This is a genomic window from Streptomyces sp. NPDC014995 (assembly GCF_043080745.1).
Lineage (GTDB): Bacteria > Actinomycetota > Actinomycetes > Streptomycetales > Streptomycetaceae > Streptomyces.
This window is the reverse complement of the sequence record NZ_JBIBVX010000019.1, coordinates 97,649-112,663: the sequence shown is the minus strand read 5'-3', so window position 1 is coordinate 112,663 and position 15,015 is coordinate 97,649. Positions and strand designations below refer to the sequence as shown.

Genomic DNA, 15,015 nt, shown 5'->3' with positions numbered 1-15,015 from the left:
CCGCGGTCGTCAGGTCCGGGGCCCCCAGGGCTGCTCCACCGCCACCTGGAGGGGTGCCCGGAAGGACAGCAGACCGAGCATCGGCGCGTCCCCCGCCGTGGCCGACGGCCGGATCGCGGGCAGGTGGCGGGCCGCCGCCCTCAGGGCCACGGCCGCCTCCGTACGGGCCAGGGACGCGCCGGGGCAGCGGTGCCGGCCCGCGCCGAAGGCCAGGTGCCGGCGGACGTTGGCCCGGTGCGGGCACATGTCCTGCGGCGCGGTGAAGACCTCGGGGTCCGACCCGCTGCCCATCAGCATCAGGAGCAGCTGCGCGCCCCGGGGCAGGTCCACCCCGCCCAGTTCGACCGGGCGTGCGGTGACCCTGCGCCAGGTGGTCACCGGCGGCTCGCGCCGCAGGACCTCCTCCACCCATGCCTCGGCCGTCCCCGGCTCGTCCGCGACGCGGGTCCACAGGCCGGGCTCGGCCAGGGCCCGGCGCAGCACCGTGGCGATGAGCTGCCCGGTGGTGGACTGTCCGGCGATGAGGACGAAGAAGCACGCGCCGACCGCGGTCTCCACGTCGAGCGGCTCGCCGTCGGGCCGGCGGTGCGCGGCCAGCGCCGCGACGAAGGAACCGGGGGGCGCCGCGCCGTCGGTCACGGTGTGGGTCAGCCACTGGTGGAACTCGGCCACGAGCGTGGCCAGTTCGAGCTGGCGCTCCGGGGTGGGCCGGCCCCAGAACAGCTCCAGCGAGGCGTCGCTCCAGCGGATCAGTGTGGCGGGGGAGACGCCGTCGACGCCCAGGAGCTCCATCAGCACCCGGCAGGGCAGTATCTGGGCGAAGGACGAGTAGAGGTCGCAGTCACCCGAGGCGTCGAGCCGTTCCCGTGCCGCGGCGAGCAGTTCACCGGCGACGCGCTCGATCACCGGTACGGCGGCCGCGACGCGCTGTGCGTGGAAGAACCGGGTGACCACGCGGCGCAGTCCGGGGTGACCGGCGGTGGCGTTGTTGGCCAGCGCGGGTGCGAGTCTGAAGCCCGCCCGGGCGAGCACCCGCAGCGCGGAGACCGGCAGCGGGGTGACGGCGTGCTGGGCGTTGTCGGGACGGAAGGCGTCCGGGTCGAGCAGCACCCGGCTCACGTCCCGGTGGCGGCTGACCAGCCAGAGCCCGGTGCCGGGATCGTGACGCACCGGCGCCTGTGCGCGCAGCGCGTCCAGCCAGGGGTACGGGTCGCGGACGAAGCCGTCGCCGAACAGGTCGAGCAGCCCGAGCGGTGGGGATGCGTCCAGAGCCGGGGAAGTCACGGCCGGACGCTAACACGCGGTCCGTACGGCCCCCGCCCGCATGTGCGCGGCATCACTCGCTCACGCGACGGCGGCCCGGCGCTGCGCTGCTGAAGAGGGAGGTGTGCCCCTCGAGGGATCGACCTCGCCCGTCCTCCAGGCGTGGGATGTTCCCTGATCCAGCGGGCCACGAGAGCCCGCAGGCGGCGGTGGCCGCGGCCGGTGTCCACGGCCGTCGCCCGGGTCGGCACTGTCGCCCGGCCCCCCCCGTCGACCGGCGCGATCGGACGGTCGCCGACGAAGCCCACGGCAGCCCTCCGGGATCCGGTACGAGCGCGGCGGGGGGCGTGTGGTCCTGAGAACCCCCTTCCTCTACGATATTCCATGGAATTATGGAGGATGGCATGCAGGAGACCCCCGCCCCACGGTCGAAGACGCGGCTGTACGACGCGTTCGCCGCCAGCGGCAAGGCGCTGGCCAGCGGAAAGCGTCTGGAACTGCTGGACCTGCTCGCCCAGGGCGAGCGGACCGTCGACGCCCTGGCCAAGGCTGCCGGGCTGAACCTGACCACCGCGTCGGCGCATCTGCAGACGCTCAAGCAGGCCGGATTCGTCGCCACCCGCCGTGAGGGTGTGCGCATCCACTACCGGCTCGCCGGTGACGACGTCGCCCAGCTGTTCGCGCTGCTGCGCAAGGTCGCCGAGAACCACCAGGCGGCCGTGCCCGCCGCCCGCGACGCCCACCTCGGCGAGGACGGTGGGGCGGAAGTCACCCGCGAGGAACTGCGGGCCCGGATCGAGGCCGGCGACGTCGTCGTGCTCGATGTGCGGCCGGTGGAGGAGTACCTCGCCGGTCACATCCCGGGCGCGAGGTCCATCCCCGTCGAGGAACTGACCGACCGGATCAGCGAGCTGCCCCCGGACGCCGAGATCGTCGTGTATTGCCGGGGTGAGTACTGCGTCCTGGCCTATGACGCGGTACGCCTGCTCACCGACCGCGGACGGCGCGCGATCCGGCTGAACGACGGCATGCTCGAGTGGCGCCTGTCGCAGCTGCCCGTCGACGCGGCGGAGCCGGCGTGACCGGCCCGACCGGCGCGCCCCGGGCCGGCCGGCGGGCCGACGCACTCCCGCCGCACCCCGGGTGGGCGGACGAGCCGGACCACCGGGACCGCGACGCCGCCACCTCCGTCGACCCGCGGGCCGGCGACGCGATGGCGTCGTGTCCGGCCGGCCTCTCCGGGAGCCCCGCCGGCAACCGCCCCCACGGCGCCGGACCCCGCCCGTCCGTCGGTCCCGCGAAGGCCGACGACCCCGTCGCCGGCCTCACCCCGGCCCTCGACGTCGCCCGCCCCTGCCCCACTCGACGGCCCGAGCCGGCCCGAGCCACGCCCCGGCCACCCGGCCGCCTGACGCGAGAGAGCACATCGTGACGAGCACCGCCCCGGCAGAGACCGCCGGCACCTCCCCCGCGCCCGAGGTTCAGCGACGCACCCTCCGCGTCCTGGTCACCTCCCAGGTCCTCAGCGGCGCCGGGCTCGCCGCCGGCATCACCGTCGGCGCGCTGCTCGCCCAGGACATGCTCGGCTCGACCGACCTCGCGGGCCTTCCCACCGCCCTGTTCACCGCCGGATCGGCACTCGCCGCCGTCGCCGTCGGCCGCCTCTCCCAGGCCCGAGGCCGCCGCCCCGGCCTCGCCGCCGGATACCTCGCCGGCGCCGTCGGCAGCGCCGGTGTCATCGCCGCCGCGGTCGCCGACCACCCCGTCCTGCTCTTCATCGCCCTGTTCGTCTACGGCGCCGGCACCGCCACCAACCTCCAGGCCCGGTACGCCGGGGCCGACCTCGCCGCCCCCGCCCACCGCGCCCGCGCCGTCTCGACCGTGCTGGTCGCCACCACCCTCGGCGGCGTCGTCGGCCCCAACCTCGCCGCCCCCACCGGCACCCTCGCCGAGAGCCTCGGCATCCCGGGCCTGGCCGGACCCTTCCTCCTCGCCGGCGCCGCCTACGCGCTCGCCGCGCTCGTCCTGACCGTCTGGCTGCGCCCCGACCCCCTGCTGCTCGCCCGCGACATCGACCTCCAGCAGCGGCAGTCGGCCGCCGCCGCGGCCAAGACCGCGGGCGGCGCCGCCCCCGCCCCGGCCCCCGCCGGTCGGCGCGGTACCGGACTGATACCGGGCGCCCTCACCATGATCCTCAGCCAGCTCGTCATGGTCGCCGTCATGACCATGACCCCGGTGCACATGCACGACCACGGCCACGGCACCGCCGCATCCGGCCTCGTCATCGCGCTCCACGTCGGCGCCATGTACCTGCCCTCGCCGCTGACGGGCCGGCTCGTCGACCGCCATGGTGGCACCCGCGTCGCCGCCGCCTCCGGCGTCACCCTCCTGGCCGCCGGGATCGTCGCCGCCGTCGCGCCCGGTGACTCCGTCGCCGTACTCGCCCTCGCGCTCGTCCTGCTCGGACTGGGGTGGAACTTCGGCCTCGTGTCCGGTACCGCGATGATCACCGACGCCGTGCCCCTGGCCACCCGGGCCAGGACCCAGGGGATGGTCGATGTCTCGATCGCCGTCGCCGGTGCCACCGGTGGCCTGGCCTCCGGGATGGTGGTGGCCGCCGCGAGCTACCCGGTCCTCGCCCTGGCGGGCGGCATCCTCTCCCTGGCCGTCCTTCCCGCCATCGCCGCCACCGCGAGCCGGCGGTGAACAGCGAGCCGGCGGTGAACAGCGAGCCGGCGGTGAACCGCGACGCCGCCGCCGCGGAAGCCGACCTCACCGTCGACGGAACCGGCCTTCTCTGCGTCGCCCTCCTCCTGCGCCTGCGCGCGGAGACCGACGGCAGCGAGCCGGGCACCGTCGTCCACGTCATCGCCACCGATCCTGCCGCCCCGCTCGACCTGCCCGCCTGGTGTCACCTGACCGGACACACGTACCTCGGCCGCCTCCCCGGTGACGACGAGCGGCCGGTGTACGCCCTGCGCCTGACGGCCGACGCCCGCCCCACCCGGGCCGACGCGCCCTGGCACAGGGCGCGGCGATGACCGATCCGCGGCAGGCGGCCGGGTTCCTGGCCGCGGACGGGCGTGGACGCGCTCGCCGTCGCCCTCGGCAGCCTCCACGGCCTCACCGGGCGGGCTGCCTGCTGGAGGTCGTCATGGCCCGGTGGGAGACTCCGGCGGAGCCGGAAGCGTCCTCGAACCCGCTCCTCCTCGACACGGAACGGTCGGCCGCCTTCCCCGAGGCCGTACCGGTCCGGCGCGTCCCGCACCGCGCCGGCGTCGTGGAGAGCACCGGCCCGCCCGCATTGCTGCCGGTTGGTGCACGGAGCTGCCGACGCGGGCCCTGACCGGCCTGGCGGGCGGCTCGCCGTCGCCTCCGGCCGGATACGGACCGTCATCGCCGCTCACTTGAGGCGTCCACTCCTCGGAAGAGCGCCACGTGCTTATTCGTGGGTCATCTGGGAACTCCGAGGAGGACAGCCAGCCGCCCTCTGCCTCCGGCGGGGTCGGGTTCCGGATCGGGGCAGCGAAGCGTCCGCCCGTCACCTCTAGGAGTGGTCGTGACCGTTCGTATCGGAGTGGAGGAAGAGTTCCACCTCGTGGAGGTGGAGACCGGCTTGCTGGTGCCACGCGCCGACACGGTGCTGCGGGGGCTGCCCGGACGGACCTTCACGACCGAGTTGCAGCAGGCGACCGTGGAGTCGAACAGCGGCGTGCACGCGTCACTGGACGGCCTGTACAGAGATCTGATCGGCACCAGGCGGCAACTGGACACCGCCGCCTCCGCACACGGGCTGGCAGTCGTCGCCGCGGGCACGGTGCCGCTGGCCCGCACGGAGGCCATCCATCCCACCGACGGTCTCCGCTACCGCCACATGGTCGACGAGTACCGGATGGTCGCCGACGAGCAGCTCATCTGCGGAGCCCACGTCCACGTGGACATCCCCGACCGCGACACGGCCGTACGGATCATGTGCGAGGTGTCGCCCTGGCTGCACGCCCTTCTCGCCCTGTCGGCGAGTTCCCCGTTCTGGCTGGGCACCGACACCGGCTACGCGAGCTGGCGGACCATGGTGTGGCAGCGCTGGCCCACCGCCGGGCCGGTCGGCTGCTTCGCCGACGCCGCCGAGTACGACGCGGCCGTGCAGGGCCTCATCGACTCGGGCGTCATCAGCGACGCCGGGATGATCTACTACGACATCCGGCCCTCGGCGCACCAGCAGACCCTCGAGCTGCGCATCTGCGACTCCTGCCCGCGCGCGGAAACGGTGGTGCTCATCGCGGGACTCTTCCGCGCCCTTGTGACCGACGCCCGCCGACGGCTGGAAGGCCCCGGGCTTCCCGTCTGCGAGGGACGGCACGAGTGGCTGCGCGCCGCCGCCTGGCGGGCCGCCAGGTCAGGCCTCGAAGGAGCCCTGGTCGACCCGGACACCCGCCGTGAGGCGTCCGCGGCACACGTCGTCCGCGCCCTGCTGGACCGGGTGCGCCCGGTGCTCGAGGACTACGGAGACTGGCAGACCGTCCAGGCGCTCGCCGAGAAGGCCCTCGCCGACGGCAGTGCCGCCCACCGGATGCGCCGCACGGCCGAGGCCGAGGACCTGCTGGCCTGCACCGATCTGGTGATCGCCGAGACGCGCGGCGACAGCGGCAGACGGCGCCGGCCCCATCCGGCCCCGGCCACGCCCGTCCCCTCCGGCGAGCTGGGCCTGAAGGACCCCGACCCCTTCAGTGCCCGGCCGGCGAGGATCCCCGGCCGTTGAGGCGGACGCGCACCATGCACGACTCCGGCCGGGCGCACCACGCCCGCTTCCCCGTCCCCGAGGGGACGCGCCCCGGCGCACCCCGCGGCCGGCGACCCTCGGCGCCCTTCCTGTCACCCGACGAGCCACTCCCGTGCTCGCCCCTGCATCCAAGGAGACGTACCACCATGTCGACCAGGTCCGACCAGGCTCCGACGGGAAGCTCCGCGCACTGCGGACCTCCCCGGACCGCTGACGTGCACCGGGGAGGTGGTGCGTGATGTGCGGCCTGAGCGGGGAGATGCGCTTCGACGGCGGGCGGCCCGATCTCGCGGCCGTGGAGCGCATGAGTGACCGGCTCGCCGCCCGCGGCCCCGACGGCGAGGGGACCTGGTCCCAGGGTGCTGTGGCGCTGGGGCACCGACGACTGAAGATCATCGACCTGTCCGAGTCCGGGGCACAGCCGATGACCGATGCCCGGCAGGGGATCACCGGTGTCTTCAACGGTTGCGTCTACAACTACAAGGAGCTCCGTGAGGAGCTGCGGGCCCTGGGCCACCGCTTCGAGTCGACCTCCGACACCGAGGTCATCCTCAAGGCGTACCAGCAGTGGGGCACCGCCTGCGTCGATCACTTCTACGGCATGTTCGCCTTCGCCCTCGTCGAGCACCGGACCGGCCGTCTGGTCCTGGGCCGCGACCGGCTCGGCATCAAGCCGCTGTACCTGGCGCAGACCCCCGGGCGACTGCGGTTCGCCTCCTCGCTGCCGGCCCTGCTGGCGGGCGGCGACATCGACACCTCGCTCGATCCGGCCGCCGTCCACCAGTACCTCAGCTGGCACGCGACCGTGGCGGCACCCCGCACCGTCCTGTCCGGGGTGCGCAAACTCCCGCCGGCCACCGTGCGGGTCGTCGAACCGGACGGCAGCCATCGGGAGCACCGCTACTGGCAGCCGTCCTACACGCGACGCCCCGAGTACGCGGGCATGGGGCCGAGCGAATGGCGTGACGCGGTGCTCGAGGCGCTGCGCACCGCCGTACGCCGGCGGATGGTCGCCGATGTGCCCGTCGGCGTCCTGCTCTCCGGCGGCCTGGACTCCAGCCTGATCGTGGCGCTGCTGGCCGACGAGGGACAGCGGGACCTGGCGACGTTCAGCGTGGGCTTCACGGCGGAAGGCGGCGACAAGGGAGACGAGTTCGCCTACTCCGACCTGATAGCCAGGGAGTTCGCCACCGACCACCACCAGCTGATGGTTCCCTCCGAGCGGGTGTCGACGGCGTTGGACGGAGCCGTCGCGGCGATGAGCGAGCCGATGATCAGCCATGACGTGGTCGCGTTCCACCTGCTGGCCGAGCAGGTGGCGAAGGAGGTGAAGGTCGTCCAGAGCGGGCAGGGCGCCGACGAGGTCTTCGCCGGCTACCACTGGTATCCGCGACTCGCCTCGGTCAGCCGTGCGGAGGCACCCGGCAGGTACGCCGAGACGTACTTCGACCGGCCGCACGCCGACCTCGCCGACATGGTGCAGCCGCACATGCTGCCGCCGGACGACGTCTCCGGCCGCTTCGTCCGGGAGCACATGGCGGTGCCGGGGGCCGAGACCGCCCTCGACGCGGCCCTGCGTCTGGACACGCACGTCATGCTCGTCGACGATCCGGTGAAACGGGTCGACAACATGACCATGGACTGGGGCCTGGAGGCCCGCGTGCCCTTCCTGGACCACGAGCTGGTGGAGCTGGCGGCCGCCTGTCCGCCGGACCTGAAGCTGGCCGACGGGGGCAAGGGCGTCCTGAAGGAGGCGGGCCGCAAACTGCTGCCCCCCGAGGTGGTCGACCGTCCCAAGGGTTACTTCCCGGTCCCGGCGATCACCCACATGGCCGGGCCCGTCCTGGAACGGGTGCGCGAAGCACTCCATGCCCCCGAGGCGAGGCGGCGCGGCCTCTTCAAGGACTCGTACCTGGCCGAGCTGCTGGCGGCCCCCGACGAACACCGCACCAAGCGCGGCGCGAACGCGCTGTGGCAGGCGGCATTGCTGGAGATATGGCTTCAGACACACGGAATATGACCGACGAGCGCGCCCCGTACGGCACGGACGCGGACGGCATGCGCGCGGCCGCTCTCGACCGGCCCTCCGTTCCCCACCCGGCGCGGAGCCCGAGCCAGGCTCCACCGGGCCCGGACGGCCGGACCACCGCCTTCGCCGCCCCTGCCCGGGTCCCGCTGCCGGACGCCTCCGCACCACGCGACGTCCCGACGCGCCTCACCGCCCACGGGTGCTGGTATCCGTCGGCCGACCCCGCCGGAGCGCAGGTGGCCTTCATCTGCGACCGCGGCGGCGTGCCCCAGTTGTGGACGGGGCCCGTCGACGGCGGCGAGGTACGTCTGCTCGACTCGGAACCGGACCCCGTCCGCGAGGTGTCCTGGTCGCCCGACGGCCGCTGGATCGCCTACACCACGGCTCCCGGCGGCGGCGAGCACACACGGGTGCTGTGCGTACGCCCCGACGGCAGCGACCGCCACATCCTGGCCGGAGCCGAGCCGGACACCTCGGCCTACCTGGGCTGCTGGGCGCACGACGGAACGGCCGTCGCGGTCACCGTCGCCGTCCCGACCGCCCACCCCGCGCCCCCGGACGCCGCGGCCGACGTCCCGGCCGAACCCGGCGGGTACGTCGGCCACCTGCCGGCCGGCTGGTCCGGCCGCGACGGCGATGCCGTACTCCTCGGCGCGACACCGCTCGCCGGCACCGGAGCCGGGACGCCGTCTCCCCCGGTGACCGCCGACGCCACCGGCGCCCCCGGCCTCCGGGACGAGCGGACCGGCCCGGCGGCCGGCTTCGGCGACGGACTGTCCGCCTACCTGATCGACCCCGACGGCGTGGCCGCCCCCGTCCTCCTCGCCACCGAGACGGACGCCGCGACGCTGCGCGTGTGCGACCTCAGCCGCGACGGCGGCCTGGCGCTCCTGCGCCGTGGACCCCGCGGCCGGCGCGAGGCGGTGGTGATCCGCACCACCGACCTCGCCACGACCCAGGTGGTGGCGGTGGCGGACGGCGACCCGTGGATCGGCAGGTTCTCGCCCCGGGCGGACACCCTCTGGCTGCGCAGCGACCTCGGCCGGGAGTTCGCGGCGCTGCTCGCCGCCGACCTCGACCCCGAGGGGCGGCCCCGCGGCTGGTCCGTCGCGGCGGAGCGGGAGGGCAGCGGCCTGGAACTGCTGACATTCGCCCTCGACGGCCGTGCCGCCGTCCTGGCCTGGAACGTCCGGGGCGCGAGCGAGCTGGAAGTCGTCGACACGTTCCCGCCCGGCCGGGCCGGGCCGCTCACCGGGCCGCCACGGCCCGTGCCCCTGCCCCACGAAGTGGTCAGCCGGATCGTGCCGGCGGGTACCGGGCGGCTTGCCCTGGCCCTGTCCGGTTCGCAGCGCCGCCCCGGCGTGTGGTGGCTCCCCGGGGGCGTGTCCCTGCTCCGCACCCCGTGGTCCTCCCGGGACGAGGACGCCGTTCCCCCGGGCCGCCCGCCCGTACGGCCGTTCCCGCTGAGCCCGACCGCACGGGACGGACTGCCCCTGCACGGCTGGTACTACCGCGCGCCGGGGAGGGGAGCGGGTGAACCGGCGCCCTGCGTGATCCATCTGCACGGTGGCCCCGAGGAACAGGAACGCCCGGTCTTCAGCCCGCTCTACCACGAGATCCTGGGGCGAGGACTGGACGTCTTCGCCCCCGACGTCCGTGGTTCCTCCGGCCACGGACGGTCGTTCGTCGACGCCGACCTGGGCACGGGCCGGTTCGCCGCCCTCGACGACGTGGCCGACTGCGCCGCCCACGCGGTGGTGGCCGGTCCGGCCGATCCGTCACGGCTCGCCGTCATGGGCCGCTCGTACGGCGGCTACCTCACGTTCGCCTCCCTGGTCTGGCATCCCGATCTGTTCCGCACCGGGGTGGCGGTCTGCGGCATGTCCGACTTCGCGACGTTCTTCGAGGGCACCGAACCGTGGATCGCGCAGTCGGCGGCCCACAAGTACGGCCATCCGGAACGCGACCGCGAACTGCTGCACTCCCTGTCGCCCATGAGCCGTGTCGACGCGCTGCGCGTCCCGGTCCTCGCCGTCCACGGGGAACACGACACCAACGTCCCGCCGCGGGAGTCGGAACAGTTCGTACGGGCGGCACGCGAACGCGGCGGCGTCGCCGAACTGCTCACGCTGCACAACGAGGGACACGACTTCCTGCGCGCCGACAACCGGCGCCTGTTCCGCCGCGCCGCCGCGGACTGGCTGCAACGGCATCTGACCGGCTGACCGGCTGAGCGACTGACCGAGTGACCGGCGGAGCGACTCGCCGGCTGAGCGACCGACCGAGTGACCGGCCGACCGGTCATCGGCTCGGAGGCCGCGACCCGCCCCCTTCGTGAGATTCGCAAGGATGTGACCGTCCGGTACGCGTCCGGCCGCGCGGGTACCCAGGTGGTGCCGAGGTGCGACTCCCGATCGTGTCCGGACACAGCAGCGAGGAGCCGGCCATGGGACGGAAGGGGCCGCGGACGGAGCGGGACCGGGCCAGTCGCCTGCGCGAGATCGCCGCCGAGGTGTTCGGCTGGGAGACCCTCCTGCCCGAGCAGCTCACCGCCATGGAATGGGTGCTGGACGGCGAGGACGCCCTCGTCGTCATGCCGACCGGGTCCGGCAAGTCCGCCGTCTACCAGGTCCCCGCACTGATGCTGCCCGGACCGGGCGTGGTCGTGTCGCCGCTGCTGGCCCTTCAGCGGGACCAGATCGCCGGCCTGCCGGACGGGGACCGCGCCGTCAGCGCCGTCGCCGTCAACTCCGACCTCAACGCGGCGCAGACGAAGGCCGCCTGGGAGGCGGTGCGCCGCGGCGAGGCCCGCCTGCTGTACCTGTCGCCGGAGCAACTCGCCAAGGACGACGTGGTGGAGCGGCTGGCCGAGGTGCGTCCGGCCCTCTTCGTGGTGGACGAGGCCCAGTGCGTGTCCTCCTGGGGCCACGACTTCCGCCCCGACTACCTGCGCCTGGAACACGCGGTACGTCACGTGGGCAGACCCCCGGTCCTGGCCCTGACCGCGACCGCCGCTCCGCCGGTGCGCCGAGAGATCGCCGAGCGGCTGGGCATGAGCCGGCCGCGGCTGATGGTCACCGGATTCGACCGGCCGAACATCAGGCTGGAGGCCCGCCGCTTCCTGGACGAGGACGACCGGCGTCGAGCCGTGGTCGAGAGGGCCGCCGCCGAGCCCAAGCCCGGCATCGTCTACGCCGCGACGCGCAAGGACAGCGAGTACTACGCCGGTGAGCTGGCCTCCCTGGGACTGTCGGCCGAGGGCTACCACGCCGGACTGCGCGCCGCCGAACGGGCCCGGATCCACGACGCCTTCCTCTCGGGCGCGGCGGACGTCGTGGTGGCGACCTCGGCGTTCGGCATGGGCATCGACAAGGAGGACGTACGGTTCGTCCTGCACGCGTCGCTGCCGGGTTCCCTGGACGCCTACTACCAGGAGATCGGCCGTTGCGGCAGGGACGGACGCCCCGCCCTCGCCGTACTGCACCACCGGTCCGAGGACACGGGGATGCAGACCTACTTCGCCGGCCGCACCCCGAGTCGCGAGGTCCTCTCGGACGTGGCCGACGCCGTCCATGATCACCGCGAGGACCCCGCCGACCTGGACGGACTGCGCCAGGACACGGGCCTGTCCAGGAACCGGGTCACCGCCGCGGTGAACCTGCTGGAGGAAGCCGACGCGGTCGGCACGGGGGAGGAGGGCGAGGTACGGCCCGCCCCCGGCGTGTCCGCCGACGCGGCGGCCGAGCGGGCCGCCGAGGTCGCGCAGGCGCATCGCCGGACCGAGCGGTCGCGGGTCGGGATGGCCCGGGCGTATGCCGAGGCGACCGGCTGCCGGCGCCGTTTCCTGCTCGGCTACTTCGGTGAGGACTACGAGGCGCCGTGCGGGAACTGCGACGGCTGCGCCGAGGAGGGCGCCGGGAACGGGCGGGGGGAGCGGCCCGCCCACCCCGCGGCGGCCTCCTACCCCGTCGGAACCGAGGTCCGGCACGAGCGGTGGGGCGAGGGCACGGTGCTGAGCGAGGACCAGGACCGCATCACCGTGCTGTTCGACCGGGCCGGCTACCGCACGCTGGCGCTGGAGGCGGTGGCCGGGCGCGACGACCTGCTCACGGTGGTGCGCGGGCCGGGCGACGACCGGTCGGCCCCGTGAGGCGCGACCGTTTCCGGGCTCAGCCGTGAGGGAACCCGGCGAAGCCCCGATACCGACGGGAGGCGCGGACATGACCGGCCAGAAGGACCACCGCGGGGACCGCTACGACCGGGCACGCAGCCCCGACGAGCCCGGAGCGCACTCGGGCGCGGAGAGCCGGGCTCGCAAGCGGTCCGTACCGGGTACGGCGAGCGCCGAGGAGGGCTACCAGCCCGAGCGCGGCACGAGGGCGGGCAAGCCCCTGGAGGGTGTCGAGACCGAGGACGCCCGGCAGGAGCCGGAGGGCGAGGGCGGGCAATCCACCGGCCACTAGGCCGAGTTCCGCCTGATCGGCCCGCCCGCCGCCCTTTCCTCTTCCTCGCGTCCCGGGTGTCACGAGCCTGCGAAGATTTCGTACCGTTCATGTGTGAATGCCGACAAAACAGACACTCGGCACAAGACGGACTAGTAAGTGCATGGCCGTCTGCCAAGGAGGAGTGGCTGATGAGTGAGGCAGTTCAGGGCAACACGACGAGGTTGCAGCAGACCGGCGAGGCGGCCAGGACCGAGGCGTCGGCCACGGCCGATCAGGCCCGGCAGGCCGCGGGCCAGGTGGCTGGTACCGCCGCGGATCAGGCGAAGGCCGTCGCCGGCGAGGTACGGCAGCAGGCCGGGGCGGTCGCCCACGACCTGCGGAGCCGCGCGAGGAACGAGGTCGAGGAGCAGGCCAGACGGGCCGCCGGAGCGCTGCACCACTGGGCCGACGACCTGGCCGGGATGGCGGAGAACGCCCAGAGCGACTCTCCCGCCCGCAGCCTCGCGGGACAGGCGGCCCACGGCGGGCACCGGGCGGCCGACTACCTGGAGAAGCACGGAGTCGGGGGCGTCCTCTCCGATGTCCAGGACTTCGCCCGCCGTCGCCCCGGAATGTTCCTCGGCGGCGCGATGGTGGCCGGGCTGGCCGTCGGTCGCCTGGTGAAGGTGGCGGCCAAGGCCGACGGGTCTTCCGCGGGAGGACCGCAGCAGATACCCACCGGAGCGCAGGCGGCGCTGGACGAGCGGGAGACCCCGGCGACCCTCCCGTCCGGTCCTCCGCCGGGCGTCGTGCGGGAGCCGCCACCGCCACCGGCGGTGCCCCCCGCCCCGCCGGAGGTTCCGCCCACCGCCGGCATGCCGCCGGGCGGTGCCCCGGGTCGTCCGTACCCGGAGGTGTGAGAGATGACCTCGGTCCCGTCGAACCCGGTGGGGTCGCGCGGTGGGGACAGCTCGGTGGGCGAACTGCTGTCCGCCGTCACCTCGGACGTCCAGACCCTGTTCCGTCAGGAGGTCGAACTGGCCAAGACGGAGGTCAGGCAGGAGGCGACCAAGGCGGGCAAGGCAGCCGGCATGTACGGAGGCGCGGGGTTCGCCGGCTACATGGTGCTCCTCTTCCTGTCGCTGGCCGCCGTGCTGGGCCTGTCCAACGTGATGGACGGGGGCTGGGCGGCCCTGATCGTCTCCGCCGTGTGGGCCGTGGTGGCAGCCGTGCTGTACCAGCGGGGCCGCACCCGGATGCGCACCGTGGCACCGAAGCCCGAGCACACAGTCGAAACCATGAAGGAGAATGCGCAATGGGCACGTCACCCGACCAGATGAGGGCGGAGATCGGCGCCACTCGGGACCGGCTGTCCGTGGACGTGGACCGGCTCGTGGACCGGGCCAGCCCCAGACGTGTGGTGCGCCGCCGCACCCGGCGGATGCGCGGCGCCGTCTCGGGCATGCGTGAGCGGGTCATGGGTTCCGCCTCGCAGACCGCCCACGGGGCCAGGAGCACTGCCCAGTCGGCGGCCGGGTCGCTTCAGGAGGGCACCCAGCAGGCCGCCGACACGGCGCGCGAGGTGGCCGGCCAGGCCGCCGACACGGCGCGCGAAGTGGCCGGCCAGGCCGGGGAAGCGGTGCGGCAGGCGCCCGACCAGGCGATGCGTCAGGCACAGGGCAGTCCGCTGGCCGCCGGGCTGGTCGCCTTCGGCGTCGGCGTGCTGGTCTCCTCGATGCTGCCCACGTCCGAGGTCGAGCAGGAGAAGGCCACCGACCTGATGGAACGCGGCGGCGAGGCGCTGGAGCCGGTGAAGCAGGCCGCCCTCGACTCCGCGCAGAACCTGAAGGAAGGCGCCAAGGAGGCCGCGCAGAGCGCGGCGCAGGAGGTGAAGGACACCACCGCGGAAGCTGCCCGCACCACTCAGGACGAGGCCCGCGACCAGGCCACCCGCGTGACCGACCAGGCACGCGACGCGGGCAGGCAGGTCGCCGACGAGGCCCGGCAACAGCCCGGACCGGCCTGAGTTCCGCGCAGACCCTGGGCCGGGCGGCACGCTTCCCCCGCCCACCGCCGGCACGACCCCGCAGACGCGCCCCACTGGCGAAACCCTCGCGTTTCGCCAGTGGGGCGCCCAGCTCTCGCACTGAAACCGTTTCGTTTCCGTCGTCCGTCAATGTGGTGCCCTCAACTGGAGTGCGTCCCATGGCCCAGACGGCCACCTCGCCGGACCCGGCGTCGCTGCGGAAGAACACCGGCGCCCGGGCCGACGGAGCCGGGTCCCCGTCACCGGTGGTGGATTCTCGCCATGATCGGGATCGCCCGGTTGTGCCGTCGTCGACACCGCCCGCGCGGAGCCGGGGGCGGTCGCGTGCTCCCCGCCGCCGGCTCCGCGCCCCCCGCCCCCCCGTGACCGTGCTGCGTCCCCCGGCACAGCACGTGAGGCATACGACGGCTCCACCGCCCGCCCGACCCGGCACGCCGTATCGCGCGTGCCCCGCGGGTGGCCGTGGGCGCAG

13 protein-coding genes are annotated in these 15,015 nt (G+C 74.3%); 12 read left to right on the top strand and 1 reads right to left on the bottom strand.

Going from position 1 to position 15,015, the window contains the following annotated elements; translation table 11 throughout:
• Window positions 1-9: 9 nt before the first annotated feature.
• Window positions 10-1,284, bottom strand: a complete 1,275-nt coding sequence (locus ACF1A1_RS32430; RefSeq protein WP_392004604.1) for a cytochrome P450 — start codon at window positions 1,282-1,284, stop codon at window positions 10-12.
• A 383-nt stretch (window positions 1,285-1,667) separates the two neighbouring features.
• Here ACF1A1_RS32430 and ACF1A1_RS32425 point away from each other — a divergent pair, with 383 nt between their 5' ends.
• The 12 genes from ACF1A1_RS32425 to ACF1A1_RS32370 all read left to right on the top strand — a co-directional run bounded on the left by ACF1A1_RS32425 (window position 1,668) and on the right by ACF1A1_RS32370 (window position 14,522).
• Entirely contained in the window at window positions 1,668-2,345 is a 678-nt protein-coding gene (locus ACF1A1_RS32425) for an ArsR/SmtB family transcription factor (protein ID WP_392004602.1), read from the top strand.
• The gene (locus ACF1A1_RS32420) at window positions 2,342-2,695 is read left to right on the top strand and encodes a hypothetical protein (RefSeq protein WP_392004599.1); all 354 of its coding nucleotides are present in this window, start codon (window positions 2,342-2,344) and stop codon (window positions 2,693-2,695) included. The genes ACF1A1_RS32425 and ACF1A1_RS32420 overlap by 4 nt, the downstream gene beginning before the upstream one ends.
• Complete coding sequence (locus ACF1A1_RS32415) at window positions 2,692-3,969, top strand: MFS transporter (RefSeq protein ID WP_392004597.1); 1,278 nt, start codon at window positions 2,692-2,694, stop codon at window positions 3,967-3,969. Before ACF1A1_RS32420 ends, ACF1A1_RS32415 begins: the two co-directional genes overlap by 4 nt.
• Window positions 3,966-4,304, top strand: a complete 339-nt coding sequence (locus tag ACF1A1_RS32410) for a sulfurtransferase TusA family protein (protein ID WP_392004595.1) — start codon at window positions 3,966-3,968, stop codon at window positions 4,302-4,304. The genes ACF1A1_RS32415 and ACF1A1_RS32410 overlap by 4 nt, the downstream gene beginning before the upstream one ends.
• Before the next feature lie 518 nt (window positions 4,305-4,822).
• A complete protein-coding gene (locus ACF1A1_RS32405) occupies window positions 4,823-6,022 on the top strand; it encodes a glutamate--cysteine ligase (RefSeq protein ID WP_392004593.1) in 1,200 nt (399 codons plus the stop codon).
• A 259-nt stretch (window positions 6,023-6,281) separates the two neighbouring features.
• Window positions 6,282-8,063 (top strand): N-acetylglutaminylglutamine amidotransferase, encoded by a 1,782-nt coding sequence (locus ACF1A1_RS32400; protein WP_392004591.1) that lies wholly within the window; start codon window positions 6,282-6,284, stop codon window positions 8,061-8,063.
• Window positions 8,060-10,297 carry a S9 family peptidase gene (locus ACF1A1_RS32395; RefSeq protein ID WP_392004589.1) on the top strand — a complete coding sequence of 746 codons (2,238 nt, stop codon included), beginning with the start codon at window positions 8,060-8,062 and terminating at the stop codon, window positions 10,295-10,297. The genes ACF1A1_RS32400 and ACF1A1_RS32395 overlap by 4 nt, the downstream gene beginning before the upstream one ends.
• 221 nt (window positions 10,298-10,518) lie before the next feature.
• Window positions 10,519-12,222 carry a RecQ family ATP-dependent DNA helicase gene (locus tag ACF1A1_RS32390; protein WP_392004587.1) on the top strand — a complete coding sequence of 568 codons (1,704 nt, stop codon included), beginning with the start codon at window positions 10,519-10,521 and terminating at the stop codon, window positions 12,220-12,222.
• Window positions 12,223-12,292: 70 nt separating this feature from the next.
• A complete protein-coding gene (locus ACF1A1_RS32385) occupies window positions 12,293-12,535 on the top strand; it encodes a hypothetical protein (protein ID WP_392004585.1) in 243 nt (80 codons plus the stop codon).
• A gap of 170 nt (window positions 12,536-12,705) precedes the next feature.
• Window positions 12,706-13,416, top strand: a complete 711-nt coding sequence (locus ACF1A1_RS32380; RefSeq protein WP_392004583.1) for a hypothetical protein — start codon at window positions 12,706-12,708, stop codon at window positions 13,414-13,416.
• 3 nt (window positions 13,417-13,419) lie between these two features.
• Entirely contained in the window at window positions 13,420-13,836 is a 417-nt protein-coding gene (locus tag ACF1A1_RS32375) for a phage holin family protein (RefSeq protein WP_392004581.1), read from the top strand.
• On the top strand, window positions 13,812-14,522 hold the full coding sequence (locus ACF1A1_RS32370; protein WP_392004579.1) for a DUF3618 domain-containing protein: 711 nt from the start codon (window positions 13,812-13,814) through the stop codon (window positions 14,520-14,522). The genes ACF1A1_RS32375 and ACF1A1_RS32370 overlap by 25 nt, the downstream gene beginning before the upstream one ends.
• Window positions 14,523-15,015: the final 493 nt, after the last annotated feature.

Coding starts and splice junctions, on each gene's coding strand:
- ACF1A1_RS32390 (WP_392004587.1), top strand. CDS start 10,519: ATGGGACGGAAGGGGCCGCGGACGGAGCGGGACCGGGCCAGTCGCCTG.
- ACF1A1_RS32385 (WP_392004585.1), top strand. CDS start 12,293: ATGACCGGCCAGAAGGACCACCGCGGGGACCGCTACGACCGGGCACGC.
- ACF1A1_RS32370 (WP_392004579.1), top strand. CDS start 13,812: ATGGGCACGTCACCCGACCAGATGAGGGCGGAGATCGGCGCCACTCGG.
- ACF1A1_RS32425 (WP_392004602.1), top strand. CDS start 1,668: ATGCAGGAGACCCCCGCCCCACGGTCGAAGACGCGGCTGTACGACGCG.
- ACF1A1_RS32375 (WP_392004581.1), top strand. CDS start 13,420: ATGACCTCGGTCCCGTCGAACCCGGTGGGGTCGCGCGGTGGGGACAGC.
- ACF1A1_RS32395 (WP_392004589.1), top strand. CDS start 8,060: ATGACCGACGAGCGCGCCCCGTACGGCACGGACGCGGACGGCATGCGC.
- ACF1A1_RS32380 (WP_392004583.1), top strand. CDS start 12,706: ATGAGTGAGGCAGTTCAGGGCAACACGACGAGGTTGCAGCAGACCGGC.
- ACF1A1_RS32400 (WP_392004591.1), top strand. CDS start 6,282: ATGTGCGGCCTGAGCGGGGAGATGCGCTTCGACGGCGGGCGGCCCGAT.